Here is a 17,662-nt window from a genome sequence, read left to right on the forward strand (position 1 = left end):
GCCGTGGCGCGAAGCCGAGCGTAACGAAGCCGGTTCAGATTGACACGCGCCGACGCCAAAGCAACATTTGGCAATACAAGACCTATGGCAGGCGAAGGCCATCCGGCCGCTGTTTAGAATACAGTATCAGTATATTTCTCCATCGACTTCTAGCCGCGGGCAAGGGGCGCCGCGGGTAATATGCGGGGGCATATGAAGGCACGTCTCGGAACCGCAACCGCACTGACGCTCAACGCCTGCGTTGCACTCGCCGGATGCCTCGGTTTGCCTGATGCCGTGCTCGCCCAATCGACGCGCTGGGATTCGATCATCTCGAATACGAGCTACTACGTCCCGACCCCGATGATGCTGGCCTACGCGGCGACGACCACGTCCCTGGCCAATCCGCTGGCGATCGGCGACCAGACCCTCTGGTCGCTCGGAACATCGACCAATGGCATCTTCACCGGAACCTCGACCGGCGAACTCGCCATCGGTCCGACGGTCGCGCTCTCGAGCCAGACCATCCAAGGCACCGTCACGACCGATGGACGGATCACGATGGTGTTCACGTCCCCAGATGGGACGACGACCATCGGCGTGGGGAGCATGGCGAACCGCGGCGGCATCTACGAGATGGAAATGCAGATGATCACCGGCGATGGCGTGCTGGTGTCGCATTGGGCCTACATGACGCCCTATGACCCCGCGACGTTCACGCCGCCGGCGCCGCAAGTGGTTGCGAGCAACGCGTCGCCGCAATGGGCCTGGGTCGCCGGCACGCCCTGGCGGATTCTGCGGACCGGCGCGCCGAACGGTGCGCCGATGGGCAATCTTCTCATCACCAATTATCAGGGCGGATATTTCTGGGGCGTCGCGGCGGACCCCTCCGGCGGCCGATATTCCGTCCTCGGGTCCATCACCCCCGAAGGCCGCGTGCTCTTGAACACGCTCCAGAACGGCACCCTCGTCAATCTCTACGGCGCGGTCGAGGGAGATGCATCGGCGGCGGCGATGCTGCTCGGTCTCTACGATGCCTCGGGCATCTACACGGGCGACATCACCACGCTCACCCTTGTTCAGCCCTATTCCGAGACCACCCAAGCCTACGGCAACACCGCGGCCTATCAGGCCGCGAACGTGCTCTACGGCATCGCCTCGTCCGTCGACGGCTTGTTCGGCCCGATGGCTCCGGTCATCCAGTCCCTGAACGGCCTCGAAGGATCGGCGCTCTCGACGGCGATCAGCCAGACCTTGCCAGTGCTCTCCGGCGCGGGCGTCCAGGCGACCTACGCGACGCAGCAGGCCTTTCAGCAGGTCGTCACCGCGCGTCTCGACGACGCCTATGCCCCGCGCGCCGGGACGCCCCGTAGCAATCTCTGGATTCAGCCGTTCGGCGGATACGCTTCTCAGGGCACCGAAGACGGCGTGACCGGCTACACCGCGAGCGGCGGCGGGTTCGCCGTCGGCGTCGACACGGCCGTCGGCGCCAACACGGTCCTCGGCCTCACCGGCGCCTATTCCTACACCGAGATCGACGGGGCGGCCGATTCGGTGCCGAACACCCTCGACGTGTCGAGCTACCGGTTCGGCCTCTACGGCCTGCACGCCGTCACGCCGAACCTGCGCGCCGATTTCCTCTTCGACGCCGGCTACATCCGCAATTCGGAGAACCGCTCCATCACCTTCATGGGAAGCTCCGCCTCGGCCGATTATGACGGCTGGATCGGCCATGCCCATGTCGGCCTGAGCCGGGCCATCGACGTGGCTCCGAAAGTCTCGCTGACCCCGAAGATCGGCCTCGATTATTCCCAGGTCGCCGCCCTGGGCTACACCGAGACGGGCGCCGGCGCGCTCAATCTGACCGCGGACTATCAGGCCTACCAGAACCTGACGCTGGGCGTCGGTCTCGCGGGGTCTTATGCGCTGACCGATCGGGTGCGGCTCAACGCCGATGTCGGGGTCGGCTACAACACCTTGGACAATCAGACCCAACTCACGGCGTCCTATGCCGGCGGCGGACCCTCCTTCGTCACCTACGGCCCCGATCTCTCGCCCTGGACCTATTCGGCCGGAGCGAGCCTGGTCGCGGCGCAATCGGAGGCGGCGAGCTTCAGCGTCGCCTACGACGTCGAGGCGAGCCCGTCGGGCTTCGTCGGCCAATCCGGATCGCTCCGGTTCAAGATGAAATTCTGAAGCGAAGGCGCGTCAGCCCGGGAGGGCTCCCGCGGACCCGGCTGCGGTTCACGATGGCCGTGTTCGGCAAAGGGCGCCTTGCACCGTTCCCGGGCCTCGGTTAGGCACGCCCAGCAACGCGCGTGCGCTCGGTCGCTGCGCCTCAGCCAAGGGACGGACCATGTCGCGCGTCATCGCCTTCGATCTCGACGGAACCCTGGTCGAAACCGCCCCGGATCTCGCCGCGACGCTCAATCTCGTTCTCGCCGAGGAAGGGCTCGCGCCGATCGACGAGGCGGGCGTGCGCAGCATGGTCGGCCGCGGCGCCCGGGTTCTGATCGCCCGCGGCCTCGCCGCCCGCGACCACAGCGTCAGCGAGGCGCGGCTCGAGGAGCTGTTCCAGTCCTACCTCGTCCATTACGAAGCCCGGATCGACGCGCTGAGCCACCCCTTCCCCGGTGTCGCCGACAGCCTCGATCGCTTCGCCGAGGCCGGTTGGACGCTCGCGGTCTGCACCAACAAGCCGGAGAAGCTGTCGAAGCTCCTGCTCGGCAAGCTCGGTCTGGCCGACCGCTTCTCGGTGATCGCGGGGCCCGACACCTTCGGCGTCTCGAAGCCCGACCCGCAGCACATCCTGCGCACCGTCGAGGCGGCGGGCGGCACGGCGTCCCACGCCGTGATGGTCGGCGATTCGCATGCCGACGTCGCCGCCGCCAAGGCGGCGGGCGTGCCGGTGATCGGCGTCACGTTCGGCTATACCGACCAGCCCGTCGCGAGCTTCGGGCCGGACCGCACGATCGACCATTTCGACGAATTGTGGGACGCCGTCGCGACCCTGCGCGCCTGACGTTCGTCCCACCCTGAACCGAGCGGACGAAGTCCGTGCCGCCGCCCTATTGCTGGACGGCGAAATCGACGATCGCAGCGGTGTCGAACCGGCTTTCGGCAATGCCGTAGGTGGCCCGCCAGCTCCCTGCGAGCCGCCCCGCCACGAAGGCGTCCGCAAGCACCCGCGGTGCGAACTTGTGCAGCGCCGCGGCCGCCCCGGCGAGTGCGAGTTGCTCCGTCAGGATGCGGCTCGTGCCGGGGTCTGAGACCGCGGCGGCGGCGGCCGAGCGGATGTCGACCACCGAGATCGGCCCATCCACATCGACGTCGCGCGCGATCTCGGCCAGCGCCGCATTGAGCGCCGCCGGATCGCTCGACACCATCCGCGCGATCTCGAGGCAGAGCAGATTGCCGCCGCCGCCCCACAGGGCATGGAGCGGCGCGTCGCGATAGAGCCGCGGCAACAGGCCGTCCTCGACACAGCCGTTGCCGCCGACGCACTCCATCGCCTCCTGAAGGAAGGCCGGCGCCGTCTTGGTGATCCAATATTTCGCGGCGGGCGTCATGATCCGGGCGAACGCCGCCTCGTGGGGGTCCTTGGCGCCCGCGTCGTAGGCGAGCGCGAGGCGCATCACCAGGGCGGTCGCCGCCAGCGAATCGAGAGCGAGATCAGCGAGCACCCGCAGCATCAGGGGCTCCTCGATCAGGAGCGAGCCGAACACGCGGCGATGGCGGGCATAGTGGACCGCCTCCACCAGCCCGGCGCGCATCAGGCCGGCCGCGGCGAGCGCGCCGTCGAGGCGAACGAGCGCCGAGAGCGGCGCCGCGACGGTGATGCCGCGGCCCGGCTCGCCGAGAAGATGGCCGAGCGCGCCGTCGAACGCGATTTCCGCCGTGGCGTTCGCCCGATTGCCGAGTTTCGCCTTGAGCCGGTCGAGGCGCACGCCGTTCGGCAGACCATCGTCGGTCACCCGCGGCACGAGGAACAGGCTCGGCCCCTGAGGGGTTTGGGCGAGCACCACGAAGGCGTCCGCCATCGGGGACGAGACGAACCATTTGTGGCCGTCGAGCCGCCACACGCCCTCCTCCACCGGCTCGGCCCGCGTCGCGACCGCGCGCAGATCGGTGCCGGCCTCCCGCTCGGCGAAGGCGACGGCAATGGTGACGCCGTGCTTGTCCTCCTTCGCCAGGGGTCGATGGTCGTAACGGCGGGTGCGGACGAACTTCAGCCAATCCCCCATCACCGGACGGTTGGCGCGCAACGCGGCCACCGCGGCGCTCGTGGTCGACAGCGCGAAGACGTGTCCGCCCTCGGTCTGGCTCGTCATGTAGAGGGCTGCGGCGCGCACCGCATGGCGATGACCCGCTAGGTCCGAGTCCTCCTCCCAGATCGCGGAATGCAGGCCGTTCTCGACGCTGCGGCGCATCAAAGCGTGGTAGGCAGGATGGAACTCGACGCTGTCCTGGCGGCGCCCGTAACGGTCGAACGTGTTGAGAACCGGTGCGTTCTCGTTGGCGAGGCGGGCGAGTTCGAAGGCTTCGGCCGAACCCCAATAAGCGCCGATCCGGCCGAGTTCCCCTTCCACCTCCGAGCCGAGCAGCGTTTCGAGCGCGCCGATCAGGATCGGATCGGTCTCGAACAGATTGCGCCCGAACGACGGCGGTGGCTGGTTGATCGCCTCGTAGATGTCGATGGCCTCGCCCGGCATGGACGCGATGACTCCGGTGAACGATGTCGGCGCGCCGTGGAGCGGCCGGCGATCGGGAACACGTGATGTGATATTCACACGTTTACGCACCATCGCCTTAAGGAATCACAGCCGAATGCGGGGATCGCCCCGCCGCGCAGGCCGTCGCCCGCTTGTGCTCGCCGTGCGCATCGCCTAGACGATCGGTCTCGATGATGGACCCCGCGAACGCAGCCTCAGGGCTTCCCTTTCCGCACCGGCACCTGCTCGGGATCGAAGGTCTTCGCCCCGAGGAGATCGAGGCGTTGCTGGCGATGGCGGAAGACGCCGTCGCACTGAACCGGCAGGTCGAGAAGAAGCGCAGCATTCTGCGCGGCCGGACCCAGATCAACCTGTTCTTCGAAGCCTCGACGCGCACGCAATCGTCGTTCGAGCTCGCCGGCAAGCGGCTCGGCGCCGACGTCATGAACATGTCGGTCGCCTCCTCGTCGGTGAAGAAGGGCGAGACGCTGATCGACACGGCGCAGACGCTCAACGCGATGCGACCCGACATCCTCGTCGTCCGCCACCATGCCGCCGGCGCGGTCGCCCTGCTCGCCCGCAAGGTCGGCTGCTCGGTCGTCAATGCCGGCGACGGCGCCCACGAGCACCCGACCCAGGCCCTGCTCGACGCGCTGACGATCCGCCGCAACAAGGGCCGTATCGCCGGGCTCCGCGTCGCGATCTGCGGCGACATCCTGCACTCCCGCGTCGCCCGCTCGAACATCCTGCTTCTTTCGGCGCTCGGGGCCGAGGTGCGGGTCGTCGCCCCCTCGACCCTGCTGCCGTCGGGCATCGACCGGATGGGCGTGCGCGCCTTCACCCGCATGAAGGAAGGCCTCGAGGGCGCCGACATCGTGATGATGCTGCGCCTCCAGCGCGAGCGCATGGACGGCTCGTTCGTCCCCTCGGTGCGAGAATATTTCCATTATTGGGGCCTCGACGAAGAGAAGCTCGCCTACGCGGCGCCCGACGCTCTCGTCATGCACCCGGGTCCGATGAACCGCGGCGTCGAGATCGATCCCGCCGTTGCGGACGGGCCGCGCAGCCTCATCGGCGAGCAGGTCGAGATGGGTGTCGCCGTCCGCATGGCGGTGCTCGAGGCGCTCTCCGCGCACCTTCCGAATGCCTGAAAAGTCCGCGCGGTGCCCGCCTCGGGGCCGTGCCACGTCGAGGAACATCCGGTGAGCGAAATCCGGCCGATCGTCATCAGGAACGCCCGCATCGTCGATCCCGCCCGCGGCATCGACGGCACGGGCGACGTGGTGGTCAAGGACGGCCGCATCGCCGCCGCCGATCCCGCTCCCGCCACCTCCGTTCCGGACGGGGCCGAGATCGTCGACGCCCGCGGCTTGGTCGCCGCGCCGGGCCTCGTCGACATGCTGGTCCACGCCGGCGAGCCCGGCCACGAGCATCGCGAGACGCTGGCGAGCGCGAGCCTCGCGGCAGCGGCCGGCGGCGTCACCACGATCGTGATCCAGCCGGACACCGATCCGGTCATCGACGACCCGGCTTTGGTCGACTTCCTGCTGCGCCGCGCCCGCGACACCGCGCGCGTCCGCGTGCTGCCCATGGCGGCGCTGACGAAGGGCCTCGCCGGCCGCGAGACGACCGAGATCGGCCTCCTCCAGGAAGCCGGCGCGGTCGCCTTCACCAACGGCCGGGCCGCGCTTTCAAGCGCCCGGGTGATGCGCCGCGCCCTCACCTACGCACGCGATTTCGGCGCCCTCATCGTCCACAAGCCGGAAGATCCCGAGCTCGTCGGCAGCGGCGTCATGAACGAGGGCGAGACGGCGAGCCGTCTCGGGCTTTCCGGCATCCCGCGGGAGGCCGAATTCATCCCGCTCGAACGCGACCTCCGCCTCGTTCGGCTGACGCGCGGCCGTTATCACGCGGCGCTCGTGAGCTGCGCCCATTCGGTGGCGGCGCTGCGCGCGGCCAAGGCCGAAGGGCTCGACGTGACCGCGGCGACCTCGGTCGCGCACTTGACGCTGAACGAGCTCGACGTCGCGCAGTACCGCACCTTCGTGAAGCTCTCGCCGCCGCTCCGCGACGAGGACGACCGCCGCGCCATCATCGACGCGGTCGCCGACGGCACGATCGACATCGTGGTCTCGAACCACGATCCGCAGGACGTGGAGATGAAGCGGCATCCGTTTGCCGAGGCCGCGGACGGGGCGATCGGCCTCGAAACCCTGCTCGCGGGCGGCCTCCGCCTCGTGCACAACGGCGACCTCACCCTGCCGCGTCTCATCGAGGCGATGTCGACCGCACCGGCCAAGCGGCTCGGCATCGCGGCCGGCACGCTCGCCCCCGGAGCGCCGGCGGATATCGTCCTGTTCGATCCCGGCGCGCCTTGGGTGCTCGCACTCGACGGCATCGTGTCGCGGTCGAAGAACACGCCCTTCGAGAATGCCCGCTTCCAGGGACGCGTCGTTCGCACTTTGGTTGCAGGAAAAACCGTTCACACCTACTCTCATTCGGCGTCCTGACGGACGCCAAGGACCTCGCGATGTTCGACTGGTCGATCGGTTGGCCCGCCTTCGCCGTGGCTCTCGTCGGCGGCTATATCCTGGGGTCGATTCCGTTCGGCCTCATCATCACGCGTCTCGCCGGCGTCGGCGACATCCGCGCGATCGGCTCCGGCAATATCGGCGCGACCAACGTGCTGCGCACGGGGCGCAAGTCGCTTGCCGCCGGAACGCTCGCCGGCGACATGCTGAAGGGGACGGTGGCAGTCATCCTCGCCCGCGAACTCGGCGGCGAGGCGGCGGCGATCGTCGCAGGCATCGGTGCCTTCCTCGGCCACCTCTTCCCGGTCTGGCTCGGCTTCAAGGGCGGCAAGGGGGTGGCGACCTTCCTCGGTATCACCCTCGGGCTCGCCTGGCCGGCAGCGATCTCCTTCGCCGCGATCTGGCTCATCGTCTTCTGGCTGACGCGTTATTCCTCGCTCTCCGCCCTGATCGCCAGCGCCGCGACCCCGCTGGTGTTCTGGGCCATGGGCTTGCCCGACAATGCCGTCGTCTTCGCCATGCTCGCGGCGATCCTCTGGTGGAAGCATTCGGCGAATATCAGCCGCCTCCTCAACGGCACCGAGAGCAAGTTCAGCTCCAAGAAGAAAGAGGCTGCGGGGACATGACGGGCGGCCGGGCAGGCAGCGGCGTTCGGCTCACCGACGCTCAGCGCCTCGCCTGGCTTCGCCTGATCCGGTCCGAGAATGTCGGGCCGGCGACCTTCCGCCAACTCGTCAACCATTTCGGCTCGGCCGGCGAGGCGCTCGAAGCCTTGCCGGAGCTCGCCCGCCGCGGCGGGCGTTCCCGCATCCGTGTCGCGAGCGTTGCGGAGGCCGAGGCAGAACTTGCGTTGGCCCACCGCGTCGGGGCGCGGTTCGTCGCCCTCGGCGAACCGGATTATCCCGCCGACCTCGCCGCCATCGATGCCCCACCGCCGCTCCTCGCCGTGCGTGGCGGTTCGCAGGTCCTCATCGATCCCGCCGTCGCCATCGTGGGTTCCCGCAACGCCTCGTCCGCCGGCCGAACGATGGCTGAACGCCTCGCCCGCGGCGTGTCGGCCGCCGGTTTCACCATCGTGTCCGGGCTCGCGCGCGGGATCGACGGCGCCGCCCACGCGGCGTCCCTAGCGGGTGGCACCGTGGCGGTCCTCGCTGGCGGGCTTGATCATATCTATCCGCCCGAGAACGAACCGCTCCTTGCGCAAATCCTCGATGCCGGCGGCGTCGCGATCTCGGAGATGCCGTTCGGTTGGGCGCCGCGGGCACACGATTTTCCCCGGCGCAACAGGCTGATTTCCGGCATGAGCCTCGCCGTCGTGGTGGTCGAGGCCGCCGCGCGGTCGGGGTCGCTGCACACCGCCCGGTTCGCCGCCGAACAGGGCCGCGAGGTGCTGGCGGTGCCGGGCTCCCCGCTCGATCCGCGCGCTGAGGGCTGCAACTTGCTGCTGCGCGACGGGGCGACGCTGATCCGCCATGCCGACGACGTCCTCGAAGCGGTGCTGCCGCTCGCCGGCCGGCGGGGGGATCCGAAGGCGATCGAAGAGCCGCCGTCCCCTCCCCAAGAGGCCCCCGCCATGGTGGACGACGATGCCCGCCGCAGGGTGATCGAAGCGCTGGGTCCGACCCCGACGCCGATCGACGAGATCGTCCGCCACGTTGGGCTGACAGCATCTCAAGTGCTGATCATCCTCTTGGAACTCGAACTCGCGGGCCGCACAGAGCGTCACGGCGGTGGTCGCGTCTCGCTCCTATATTGAAGCCTCGATCGGTGGGACCGATCCGCCATTGTCGGCCGGCCCATCCCGTGGGAGACCGGACCTCGGCCGATCGGCGCCCCGCCGGATGCCCCCCGCAGAGGCCCGGTCAGCGCGAGATCCTTCGCCGCCCGCGGCCCCGGTCCTCGGCCTGCATCGTGGCTTCCTCCCGAGCCATTTCGAGGAGGTAAGCGAGCATCAACAGGCCGGCCTCCTCGGCCATTCTGGCGAGTTCGTTGGTGATCTTCGCTGTATAAAGGGCGACCTCCTCGGAGCTCCGCATCGAATCCCACCTACGCCGATTGCCCGCCGCCGATCCGAGGCTTCGCCGTCAGATTGCAGCCCTCAATACAGCAACTAACACGGGCTCTATGCCATTCTACAACCAACCTTGGGTTGTATCCGCGGTGGCGCGCGTGCCCAACCGCAGCCGGCCGGACCGTCCCGATTCTTGTCCTTCGCCGGGACAGCCATTAATTGACAGGGCCGCGCCGATCTCCGATGGTCCACCGCTGACCGGCGGGCCTCCGCCTCCCTCCGCCCGTTCGGCTCGACCTTGATCTGCGGCGGCTTTTCGTAAGGTACCGATGCACGTCGTCATCGTAGAATCGCCCGCTAAGGCGAAGACGATCAATAAATATCTGGGTCCGGACTATCAGGTTCTGGCGTCGTACGGTCACGTCCGCGACCTGCCCGCGAAGGATGGTTCCGTCCTCCCGGACGACGACTTCGCCATGAGCTGGGAGGTCGACGCGAAGTCGCAGAAGCGGCTCGCCGACATTGCCCGTGCCGTGAAGGACGCCGATCGCCTGATCCTGGCGACCGACCCGGATCGCGAAGGCGAGGCGATCTCCTGGCACGTGCTCCAGGTCTTGAAGGAGAAGCGCGCGCTCAAGTCGCAGCCGGTCGAGCGCGTCGTCTTCAACGCCATCACGAAGTCGTCGGTGCTCGACGCGATGGCCCACCCGAGGGCGATCGACGGCCCGCTGGTGGACGCCTATCTCGCCCGCCGCGCCCTCGATTATCTCGTCGGTTTCACGCTCTCGCCGGTGCTGTGGCGCAAGCTGCCCGGTGCCCGTTCGGCGGGTCGCGTGCAATCGGTCTCGCTGCGGCTGGTCTGCGATCGCGAATCCGAGATCGAGACCTTCGTCACCCAGGAATATTGGTCGATCCTGGTTCGGCTCGCGACGCCGAAGGGCGACGAGTTCGACGCCCGCCTCGCGACGCTCGACGGCCGCAAGATCGCCCGCCTCGACGTCACCAACGGCGACGATGCCCGGGCGATCGGCTCGCTTCTCGAAGGCGCCGCCTTCACGGTGACCGGCATCGAATCGAAGCCGACCCGCCGCAATCCCTATCCGCCGTTCACCACCTCGACCCTTCAGCAGGAGGCGTCCCGCAAGCTCGGGCTCGCCCCGGCGCGCACGATGCAGATCGCGCAGCGCCTTTACGAAGGCGTCGATATCGGCGGCGAGACGGTCGGTCTCATCACCTATATGCGAACCGACGGCGTCGACGTGGCGCCGGAGGCGATCGCCGCGATCCGCCGCGAGATCGCCACCCTTCACGGCGACCGCTACGTGCCGAACGCGCCGCGCCGCTACACCGTCAAGGCGAAGAATGCGCAGGAAGCCCACGAGGCGATCCGGCCGACCGACGTGTCGCGCCATCCCGACCGGGTGAAGCGCTACCTCGATGCCGAGCAGGCGAAGCTCTATGAACTCATCTGGAAGCGTACTGTCGCGAGCCAGATGGAATCCGCCGAGATCGAGCGCACGACCGTCGACATCCTCGCCAAGAACGGCACCCGTCAGGCCGAGCTCAAGGCGACCGGCTCGGTGGTGCGCTTCGACGGCTTCCTGACGCTCTACCAGGAAGGGCGCGACGACGAGGAAGACGAGGAAGCGCGCCGTCTTCCCGCGATGGCGAACGGCGACGCCCTCGCCCGCCGGTCCGTCGTGACCACCCAGCACTTCACCGAGCCGCCGCCGCGCTACACCGAAGCGACCCTCATCAAGAAGATGGAGGAGCTCGGCATCGGCCGGCCGTCGACCTATTCGGCGACCCTCTCGGTGCTGCGCGATCGCGAATATGTGCGCCTCGACCGCAAGCGACTGATCCCCGAGGACAAGGGCCGGCTCGTCATCGCCTTCCTCGCCTCCTTCTTCGACCGCTACGTGGAATATGATTTCACCGCGAGCCTCGAAGAGCAGCTCGACAAGATCTCCGCCGGCGAGCTCGACTGGCGCGAGGTGCTGCGGCTGTTCTGGAAGGACTTCTCGGCGGCGGTCGGCGAGATCAAGGATCTGCGCGTCTCCGAGGTGCTCGACACGCTCAACGACGCGCTCGCTCCGCACATCTTCCCGCCCCGGGAGGACGGCGCGGACCCGCGCTCCTGCCCGACCTGCGGCGTCGGCCGCCTGTCGCTCAAGACCGGTAAGTTCGGTGCCTTCATCGGCTGCTCGAACTATCCGGAATGCCGCTACACCCGCCAGATCGGGACAGCCGAGGGCGACACGGCGGCGGAAGCGGACGGACCGCGGGTCATCGGCCAGGACCCGGGCACCGGGCTCGACGTGACCCTGCGCAGCGGCCGCTTCGGGCCGTACCTCCAGCTCGGCGAAGGCGACAAGCCGAAGCGCGCCTCGCTGCCGAAGGGTTGGGAGCCGGCGACGATCGATCTCGAGCGGGCCGTCGCCCTGCTGTCGCTGCCGCGCGAGGTCGGCGTGCATCCGGAGACGGGCAAGCCGATCACGGCGGGCATCGGGCGCTACGGCCCGTTCGTCAATCACGACGGCGCGTTCGCCAACCTGTCCTCGGCCGAGGAGGTCTTTTCCGTCGGCATCAACCGCGCAGTCGCGGTGCTCGCCGAGAAGAAGGAGCGCGGCGGCCGCCCCGGTGGCGCCGCCTCCGCCGGCCGCGCGCTCGGGGATCATCCGGACGGCGGCAGCGTAACCGTCCGCGACGGCCGCTACGGGCCCTATGTGAACCACGGCAAGGTCAACGCCACGCTGCCGCGTGGCATGGACCCGGCGGCGATCACCCTCGCCCAGGCGCTCGAGGTGATCGCGGCCAAGGTCGCCAAGGACGGGGACGGCAAGCCTGCACGCCGCGCGCCCGCGAAGAGCGCCAAGAGCGCGGCGAAGCCCGCCGGCGAGAAGGCACCGGCCAAGAAGGCGGCTCCCAAGGCCGGCACGGCGAAGGCCGGCGCCGCCAAGGCGGCAGCGAAACCGGCGGCGAAAACGACCACCAAAACGACTGCCCGCAGCAAAGCCGCGGGCTGAGGCGGAGGAAAATGGCCCCGACGCACCACGGAGACCGGGAAGACGGGGTCCTGCCGTCCCGCAAGGAAATCCTCGCTTATCTGGCCGAGCATCCCGGCGAGGCGGGCAAGCGCGAGCTCGCGCGCGCGTTCGGCATCCGCGGCGCCGGACGCATCGCCCTGAAGCGGCTCCTTAAGGAACTCGAGGCGGAAGGCATCGTCGAGCGACGGCGCAAGCGGCTCATCAAACCGGGTGACCTGCCGCCCGTCGCCGTCCTCGCCGTGGTCGGGCGTGATGCCGACGGCGAACTCATCGGTGAACCCGTCGCCTGGGACGCCGACAAGGGGCCCGCTCCGCGCATCCCGATCATGGCCGAGCGGCACCGCGCCCGCGCGGTCGTCGGCCCCGCGCCCGGCGTCGGCGACAAGGTGCTCGCGCGCCTCGTCGATCCGCCCGCGGGCATGGAGGCGCTGCGCGCCGGCCGCGTCATCAAGGTGATCGACCGCCGCGCCGATGCCGTGCTCGGCGTCGTGCAGATCTCCGTTGAGGGGCGCGGCGCGCGAATCCTGCCCGTGGACAAGAAACGGGCGCGCGAACTCGAGATCGAGCCCGACGGCCTCGAAGGCGCCGAGGACGGCGATCTCGTCTCCGTCTCCGTCACGCGCGTCGGCCGCTACGGCCTGCCGAAGGCGCGGGTGGTGGAGCGCATCGGCTCGATGAAATCCGAGCGCGCGGTCTCGATGATCGCGATCCACACCCACGGCATTCCGAACGTGTTTCCGGCCGCGGCGCTGGCGGAAGCCGAGGAGGCGAAGCCGGCCACGCTGAAGGACCGGGAGGACTGGCGGACACTGCCGCTCGTCACCATCGATCCGCCGGACGCCAAGGATCACGACGATGCGGTCCACGCCGAACCCGATCCGGACCCGGATAACAAAGGTGGTTTCCTCGTCACCGTCGCGATCGCCGATGTCGCCCATTATGTCCGCCCGCGCTCCGCCCTCGACAAGGAAGCCTTGAAGCGCGGCAATTCGGTCTATTTCCCCGATCACGTCGTGCCGATGCTGCCGGAGCGGATCTCGAACGATCTCTGCTCGCTGAAAGAGGCCGTCGACCGCCCCGCCCTCGCGGTGCGCATGGTGTTCGGCCATGACGGCCGCAAGCGCTCCCACACCTTCCACCGCATCATGATGCGCTCGGCCGCGCGGCTCGCTTATGCCGAGGCGCAGGCGGCGATCGACGGGCGGCCGAGCGAGCGCACCGAGATCCTTCTCGATCCGATTCTGCGGCCACTTTGGGACGCGTACGCCTGCCTGAAGCGCGGACGCGACGCCCGCGAGCCCCTCGACCTCGATCTGCCCGAGCGCAAGATCATCCTCGACCGCAACGGCATGGTGGACCGCGTCTACGTGCCGGAACGCCTCGATGCCCACAAGCTGATCGAGGAGTTCATGATCCAGGCGAACGTCGCCGCCGCGGAGACGCTCGAAAAGCGCAAGACGGGTCTGCTCTACCGGATCCACGACGCCCCCTCGCTGGAGAAGCTCGAGGCGCTCAGGGAATTCCTCTCGACCCTCGACATCAAGCTCGTCAAGGCGGGCAATCTGCGGCCCTCGCAATTCAACCAGATCCTCGCCCGCGTCGTAGGGACGCCCAACGCTCACCTGGTCAACGAGGTGGTGTTGCGCTCCCAGAGCCAGGCAGAATATTCGCCGGCTAATATCGGGCACTTCGGCCTCAATCTCCGGCGCTATGCCCACTTCACCTCGCCGATCCGCCGCTACGCCGATCTCGTGGTGCATCGCGGCCTGATCCGGACGCTCGGCTATGGCCCGGACGGGCTGACGGAAGAGCAGGAAGCGAAGCTCGAGCCGATCGGCGCGGACATTTCCGCGGCCGAGCGGCGGGCGATGGCCGCGGAACGCGAGACCGTCGACCGGCTGATCGCCCTCTGGCTCGCGGACAAGGTCGGGGCCCGTTTCCACGGCCGCATCGGCGGCGTCACCAAGGCCGGCCTTTTCATCAACCTCGACGAGACCGGTGCCGACGGCTTCGCGCCCGCGGCGACGCTGGGCCAGGATTATTACCATTATGACGAGGCAAGCCGCGCGCTGATCGGCCGGGCGACCGGCGAGACCTTCCGGCTCGGCGACAATGTCGAGGTGCGACTCGTCGAAGCGGCGCCCTTTGCCGGCGCACTTCGATTTGAAGTGTTGAGCGATGGCTCCTATCTCAGAGGAACGCGTTCCTCTCCAGACGGACGCCGTCCCGGGCGCGTGCCGCCCGCCGGTCGCGCCAAGCCGCGCCGGACGACGAAAAAGGGCTCGCGATGAGCGAATGGACCAACAAGGCGGCGACCGCTCCGCAAGGTGCATCTCCGGACGTCATGAAGCCGCCGCGCAATCTCGGTCAGGCCATGCGGCGCGGCGGTCTCGGCCATTGTCCGCAGTGCGGCGTCGGGCATCTCTTCAGCGGCTATCTCGCCGTCGCCGACCATTGCGAGGTGTGCGGGGAGGTTTTTCACCATCACCGTGCCGACGACGCTCCGCCTTATTTCACCATCCTGATCGTCGGCCACATCATCGTCGGCCTGATCCTTTCGGTCGAAGTCGCCTTCGCCCCGCCGCTCTGGGTCCACGCACTGCTCTGGATCCCGCTGACGATCCTGATGTCGCTCGCCCTGCTGCGGCCCATCAAGGGCGCGCTCATCGGGCTGCAATGGGCGCTCTACATGCACGGCTTCGATCCGACCGAGCCCGATCCGGACGCCGTCGCGAGCTTCTGACCCAATCTGCCCCCCGTACTCGGGTCTCCGCGCGCCCCCATTCAGGGGTGCGCTGCCCTGCTACTGCGTAATCGCTCAATGATGAGCGTACGCAGCGCTCCGATCCCGTCTTGCCGGACGCGCTAGAATCACGCGAACGATGGGTTCGCGGGATGACCTCGTCTTGGCCGCACGGAACCTGCGCGAGGCTAAGCGCTGGACCAGATCGGGTCGATGTAGCGCCCCTCCCCACGCGCTCGACATCCGCCGCCGCCTCCTTCTCCCCGCTGGGGAGAAGGTGCCCGAAGGGCGGATGAGGGGGAGCGACCTGCCCGACGACCGGCGCGGACGCTCCGCCGCAAGAAGACCCCTCATCCGGCCCTATCGGGCCACCTTCTCCCCGCGAGCGGGGCGAAGGGAACGGCGAGGCCGAGCGAGGGTGGTGACGGCAAGGCCGAGCCAAGGGTGGTCACGGCGAGGCCGATCCCGAGCTGTGGGAGCGCCGGAGGTTCATCCTGCGCGGCTGGCACTAGGCCGATCGTCTCTGAGGACGCTTGGCCATCAAGATTTGTCCGGCCCGCGCCCACCCGCCGACTATCCTCTACACTGGATCTCTCATCCGAATCGAGTCGATTGGATATAATGATCCGAAGGGCCGCGCCGCCGGCCTGGACGGATACAACACCTTGAGCCGACGGCGCTTTGCAACCCTCGGCTCTCGGATAAAAGGATCACGCCGTCATGACCGCCATCGTCTCGGTGCATCTGACGATCCGCGGCCGGGTGCAGGGCGTGGGTTATCGGGAGTGGATGCGCCGCACCGCGACCGCCCTCGGCCTTGCCGGCTGGGTGCGGAACGTCTCCGCCGACCGCTCCGTGGAGGCGGTGATTTCGGGGCCTGAGGGTGTGGTCGAGGAGATGATCGCGGCGTGCCGCCGCGGGCCGGCCGCCGCCGAGGTCACGGCGGTGGAGCGCCGCCCCGGCGAGGCGGTCGCCGGCGGCTTCGAGGTGCTGCCGACGCGGGTCTGAGGCGAATCACTAAGCCGGCAAATGAAATTCGATTCGCTGGCTTAGAGTTCGGCCTTGATCGACTCGATGAGCCGCGCAATTCCGACCTCTGCGCGCGTCCGCTTCAGCCGCTCGGCGCGCAGAATCGCCTTCACCCCGCCGATCGCGCGCTCCAGGTCGTCGTTGACGACGACATAGTCGTACTCCACCCAGTGATCGAGCTCCGACTTGGCGTTGACGAGGCGGCGGGCGATGGTCTCCTCGCTGTCCTCGGCGCGGCGGTCGAGCCGCGCCTTGAGCTCACGGGCCGCCGGCGGCAGCACGAACAGCGTCACCACGTCGTCGGGCATCGCCTTGGCGAGCTGCTGGGTGCCCTGCCAATCGATGTCGAACACGACGTCGAGGCCCTGTTGCAGCCAGTTTTCGACCGGCTCCTTCGGCGTACCGTAGAAATTGCCGTGCACCTCGGCCCACTCGATGAGCTCGCCGTGGTCGCGCATCGCCTCGAACTTGTGGACCGGGATGAAGTGATAATGGGTGCCGTCGATCTCGCTCGGCCGGCGCGCCCGCGTCGTCACCGAGACCGAGAGGCGGATGCGGCCCTGCTCGGCCGGGTCCTGGAGCAGGTTGCGCGTGAGCGTCGATTTGCCGGCCCCCGACGGCGAGGAGAGCACCATCAGAACGCCGCGGCGGGCGAGCGGGGTCGAGGCGTCGGTCACAATCGTCACTCCAGGTTCTGAACCTGCTCGCGAAGCTGATCGACGGCCGCCTTGAGGTCCAGCCCGATTCGCGTCAGGTCCACATCGTTCGATTTCGAGCAGAGCGTATTCGCCTCGCGGCCGAATTCCTGGGCGAGGAAGTCGAGCCGCCGTCCGGCCGCCCCACCGGCCGCGAGGATCTCGCGGGCCTGGGCGACATGGGCCTGAAGGCGGTCGATCTCTTCCTGGATGTCGGCGCGGGTCGCGAGCAGCGCCGCCTCCTGGTGCAGCCGCTGCTCGTCGAGCGCCGGCTGCTGCTCGAACAGGCGGGCGACATCGGCCGCGAGCCGGGCCCGGATCGCCTCGGGAGTGCGGCCCGGCGCCCGCGTCGCAGCGGCGGTGAGCGCCTCGATGGTGTCGACATGGCGGGCGAGCGCCGCGGCGACGGAGGCCCCTTCGATCCGGCGCATGGCGACGAGGCCGTCGAGCGCGGCATCGAACCCGGCGAGTAGCGCCGTCTGAAGGGCCGTGCGGTCCGCCTCGCTCGGCGTCCCCTCGCCCGCCTCGATGACACCGCGGACCGCCATCAGCGCCTCGGCCGAAGGCAGCGGCCCGCCGACCCGGGCCCGGATCGTCTCGGCGATGGCGAGGACGTCGTCGAGAACCTGCGCGTTGAGGCGGACACGGCCCGTGGCCGCCCCGGCCTCGAGCTGGAGGCCGATCGTGACGTTGCCGCGGGTGAGCCGCTTGCCGGCCCGCGCCCGCACCTCCGCCTCGAGGCCGTCGAGGCCCGGCGGCAGCCGCAGGCGCAGATCCAGCGAGCGACCGTTGACGCTGCGCAGCTCCCACGCCCACCCCTGCCCGTGGAAGGTCCCCGCCGTCCGGGCGAAGCCGGTCATGCTGGCGAGGGTGTCGGAAGCGCGTTGCGTCATCGTGGGGTCCGGATGCGAGAAG

At 68.8% G+C, this 17,662-nt stretch carries 14 protein-coding genes; 10 read left to right on the forward strand and 4 right to left on the reverse strand.

Annotated elements, in window-relative coordinates; all coding sequences use genetic code 11:
* The first annotated feature begins 264 nt into the window (after positions 1-264).
* Positions 265-2,175: an autotransporter family protein gene (locus F0357_RS00820; RefSeq protein ID WP_208948149.1), complete on the forward strand. Its 1,911-nt coding sequence runs from the start codon at positions 265-267 to the stop codon at positions 2,173-2,175.
* Between the two features lie 160 nt (positions 2,176-2,335).
* Positions 2,336-3,001 (forward strand): phosphoglycolate phosphatase, encoded by a 666-nt coding sequence (gene gph / locus F0357_RS00825; RefSeq protein WP_153477682.1) that lies wholly within the window; start codon positions 2,336-2,338, stop codon positions 2,999-3,001.
* A 46-nt stretch (positions 3,002-3,047) separates the two neighbouring features.
* Here gph and F0357_RS00830 read toward each other — a convergent pair whose 3' ends face one another.
* A complete protein-coding gene (locus F0357_RS00830; protein ID WP_312861666.1) occupies positions 3,048-4,676 on the reverse strand; it encodes an acyl-CoA dehydrogenase family protein in 1,629 nt (542 codons plus the stop codon).
* A gap of 206 nt (positions 4,677-4,882) precedes the next feature.
* Between F0357_RS00830 and F0357_RS00835 the strand changes: the two genes are divergently transcribed.
* From F0357_RS00835 to dprA, 4 genes are read left to right on the forward strand one after another with little or no spacing between them, the layout of a single operon-like run.
* The gene (locus F0357_RS00835) at positions 4,883-5,842 is read left to right on the forward strand and encodes an aspartate carbamoyltransferase catalytic subunit (RefSeq protein WP_376767776.1); all 960 of its coding nucleotides are present in this window, start codon (positions 4,883-4,885) and stop codon (positions 5,840-5,842) included.
* 51 nt (positions 5,843-5,893) lie between these two features.
* A complete protein-coding gene (locus F0357_RS00840) occupies positions 5,894-7,201 on the forward strand; it encodes a dihydroorotase (RefSeq protein WP_312861399.1) in 1,308 nt (435 codons plus the stop codon).
* Between the two features lie 20 nt (positions 7,202-7,221).
* Positions 7,222-7,848, forward strand: coding sequence for a glycerol-3-phosphate 1-O-acyltransferase PlsY (gene plsY, locus F0357_RS00845; RefSeq protein WP_153477686.1), 627 nt, complete (start codon positions 7,222-7,224; stop codon positions 7,846-7,848).
* On the forward strand, positions 7,845-8,978 hold the full coding sequence (dprA, locus tag F0357_RS00850) for a DNA-processing protein DprA (RefSeq protein ID WP_153477689.1): 1,134 nt from the start codon (positions 7,845-7,847) through the stop codon (positions 8,976-8,978). The genes plsY and dprA overlap by 4 nt, the downstream gene beginning before the upstream one ends.
* Positions 8,979-9,084: 106 nt before the next feature.
* Here the strand turns inward: dprA and F0357_RS24010 are convergent, their stop codons facing one another.
* Positions 9,085-9,258 carry a hypothetical protein gene (locus F0357_RS24010; RefSeq protein ID WP_208948150.1) on the reverse strand — a complete coding sequence of 58 codons (174 nt, stop codon included), beginning with the start codon at positions 9,256-9,258 and terminating at the stop codon, positions 9,085-9,087.
* 304 nt (positions 9,259-9,562) lie between these two features.
* On the opposite strand from F0357_RS24010, the gene topA reads away from it, so the two are divergent.
* The 4 genes from topA (at position 9,563) to F0357_RS00870 (ending at position 16,031) form a co-directional block, all read left to right on the forward strand.
* On the forward strand, positions 9,563-12,259 hold the full coding sequence (gene topA / locus F0357_RS00855; RefSeq protein WP_153477692.1) for a type I DNA topoisomerase: 2,697 nt from the start codon (positions 9,563-9,565) through the stop codon (positions 12,257-12,259).
* A gap of 11 nt (positions 12,260-12,270) precedes the next feature.
* Entirely contained in the window at positions 12,271-14,571 is a 2,301-nt protein-coding gene (rnr, locus tag F0357_RS00860) for a ribonuclease R (protein WP_153477694.1), read from the forward strand.
* Positions 14,568-15,023: a DUF983 domain-containing protein gene (locus F0357_RS00865; RefSeq protein WP_153477697.1), complete on the forward strand. Its 456-nt coding sequence runs from the start codon at positions 14,568-14,570 to the stop codon at positions 15,021-15,023. The genes rnr and F0357_RS00865 overlap by 4 nt, the downstream gene beginning before the upstream one ends.
* 720 nt (positions 15,024-15,743) lie before the next feature.
* Positions 15,744-16,031 (forward strand): acylphosphatase, encoded by a 288-nt coding sequence (locus F0357_RS00870; protein WP_153477699.1) that lies wholly within the window; start codon positions 15,744-15,746, stop codon positions 16,029-16,031.
* A 41-nt stretch (positions 16,032-16,072) separates the two neighbouring features.
* Here F0357_RS00870 and gmk read toward each other — a convergent pair whose 3' ends face one another.
* Together gmk and F0357_RS00880 are read right to left on the reverse strand one after the other, a co-directional pair.
* Positions 16,073-16,687 (reverse strand): guanylate kinase, encoded by a 615-nt coding sequence (gene gmk / locus F0357_RS00875; protein WP_153485889.1) that lies wholly within the window; start codon positions 16,685-16,687, stop codon positions 16,073-16,075.
* Positions 16,688-16,734: 47 nt separating this feature from the next.
* Entirely contained in the window at positions 16,735-17,640 is a 906-nt protein-coding gene (locus tag F0357_RS00880) for a YicC/YloC family endoribonuclease (protein WP_208948151.1), read from the reverse strand.
* Positions 17,641-17,662 lie beyond the last annotated feature (22 nt).

The organism is Segnochrobactrum spirostomi (assembly GCF_009600605.1).
In the GTDB taxonomy this organism is placed as follows: domain Bacteria; phylum Pseudomonadota; class Alphaproteobacteria; order Rhizobiales; family Segnochrobactraceae; genus Segnochrobactrum; species Segnochrobactrum spirostomi.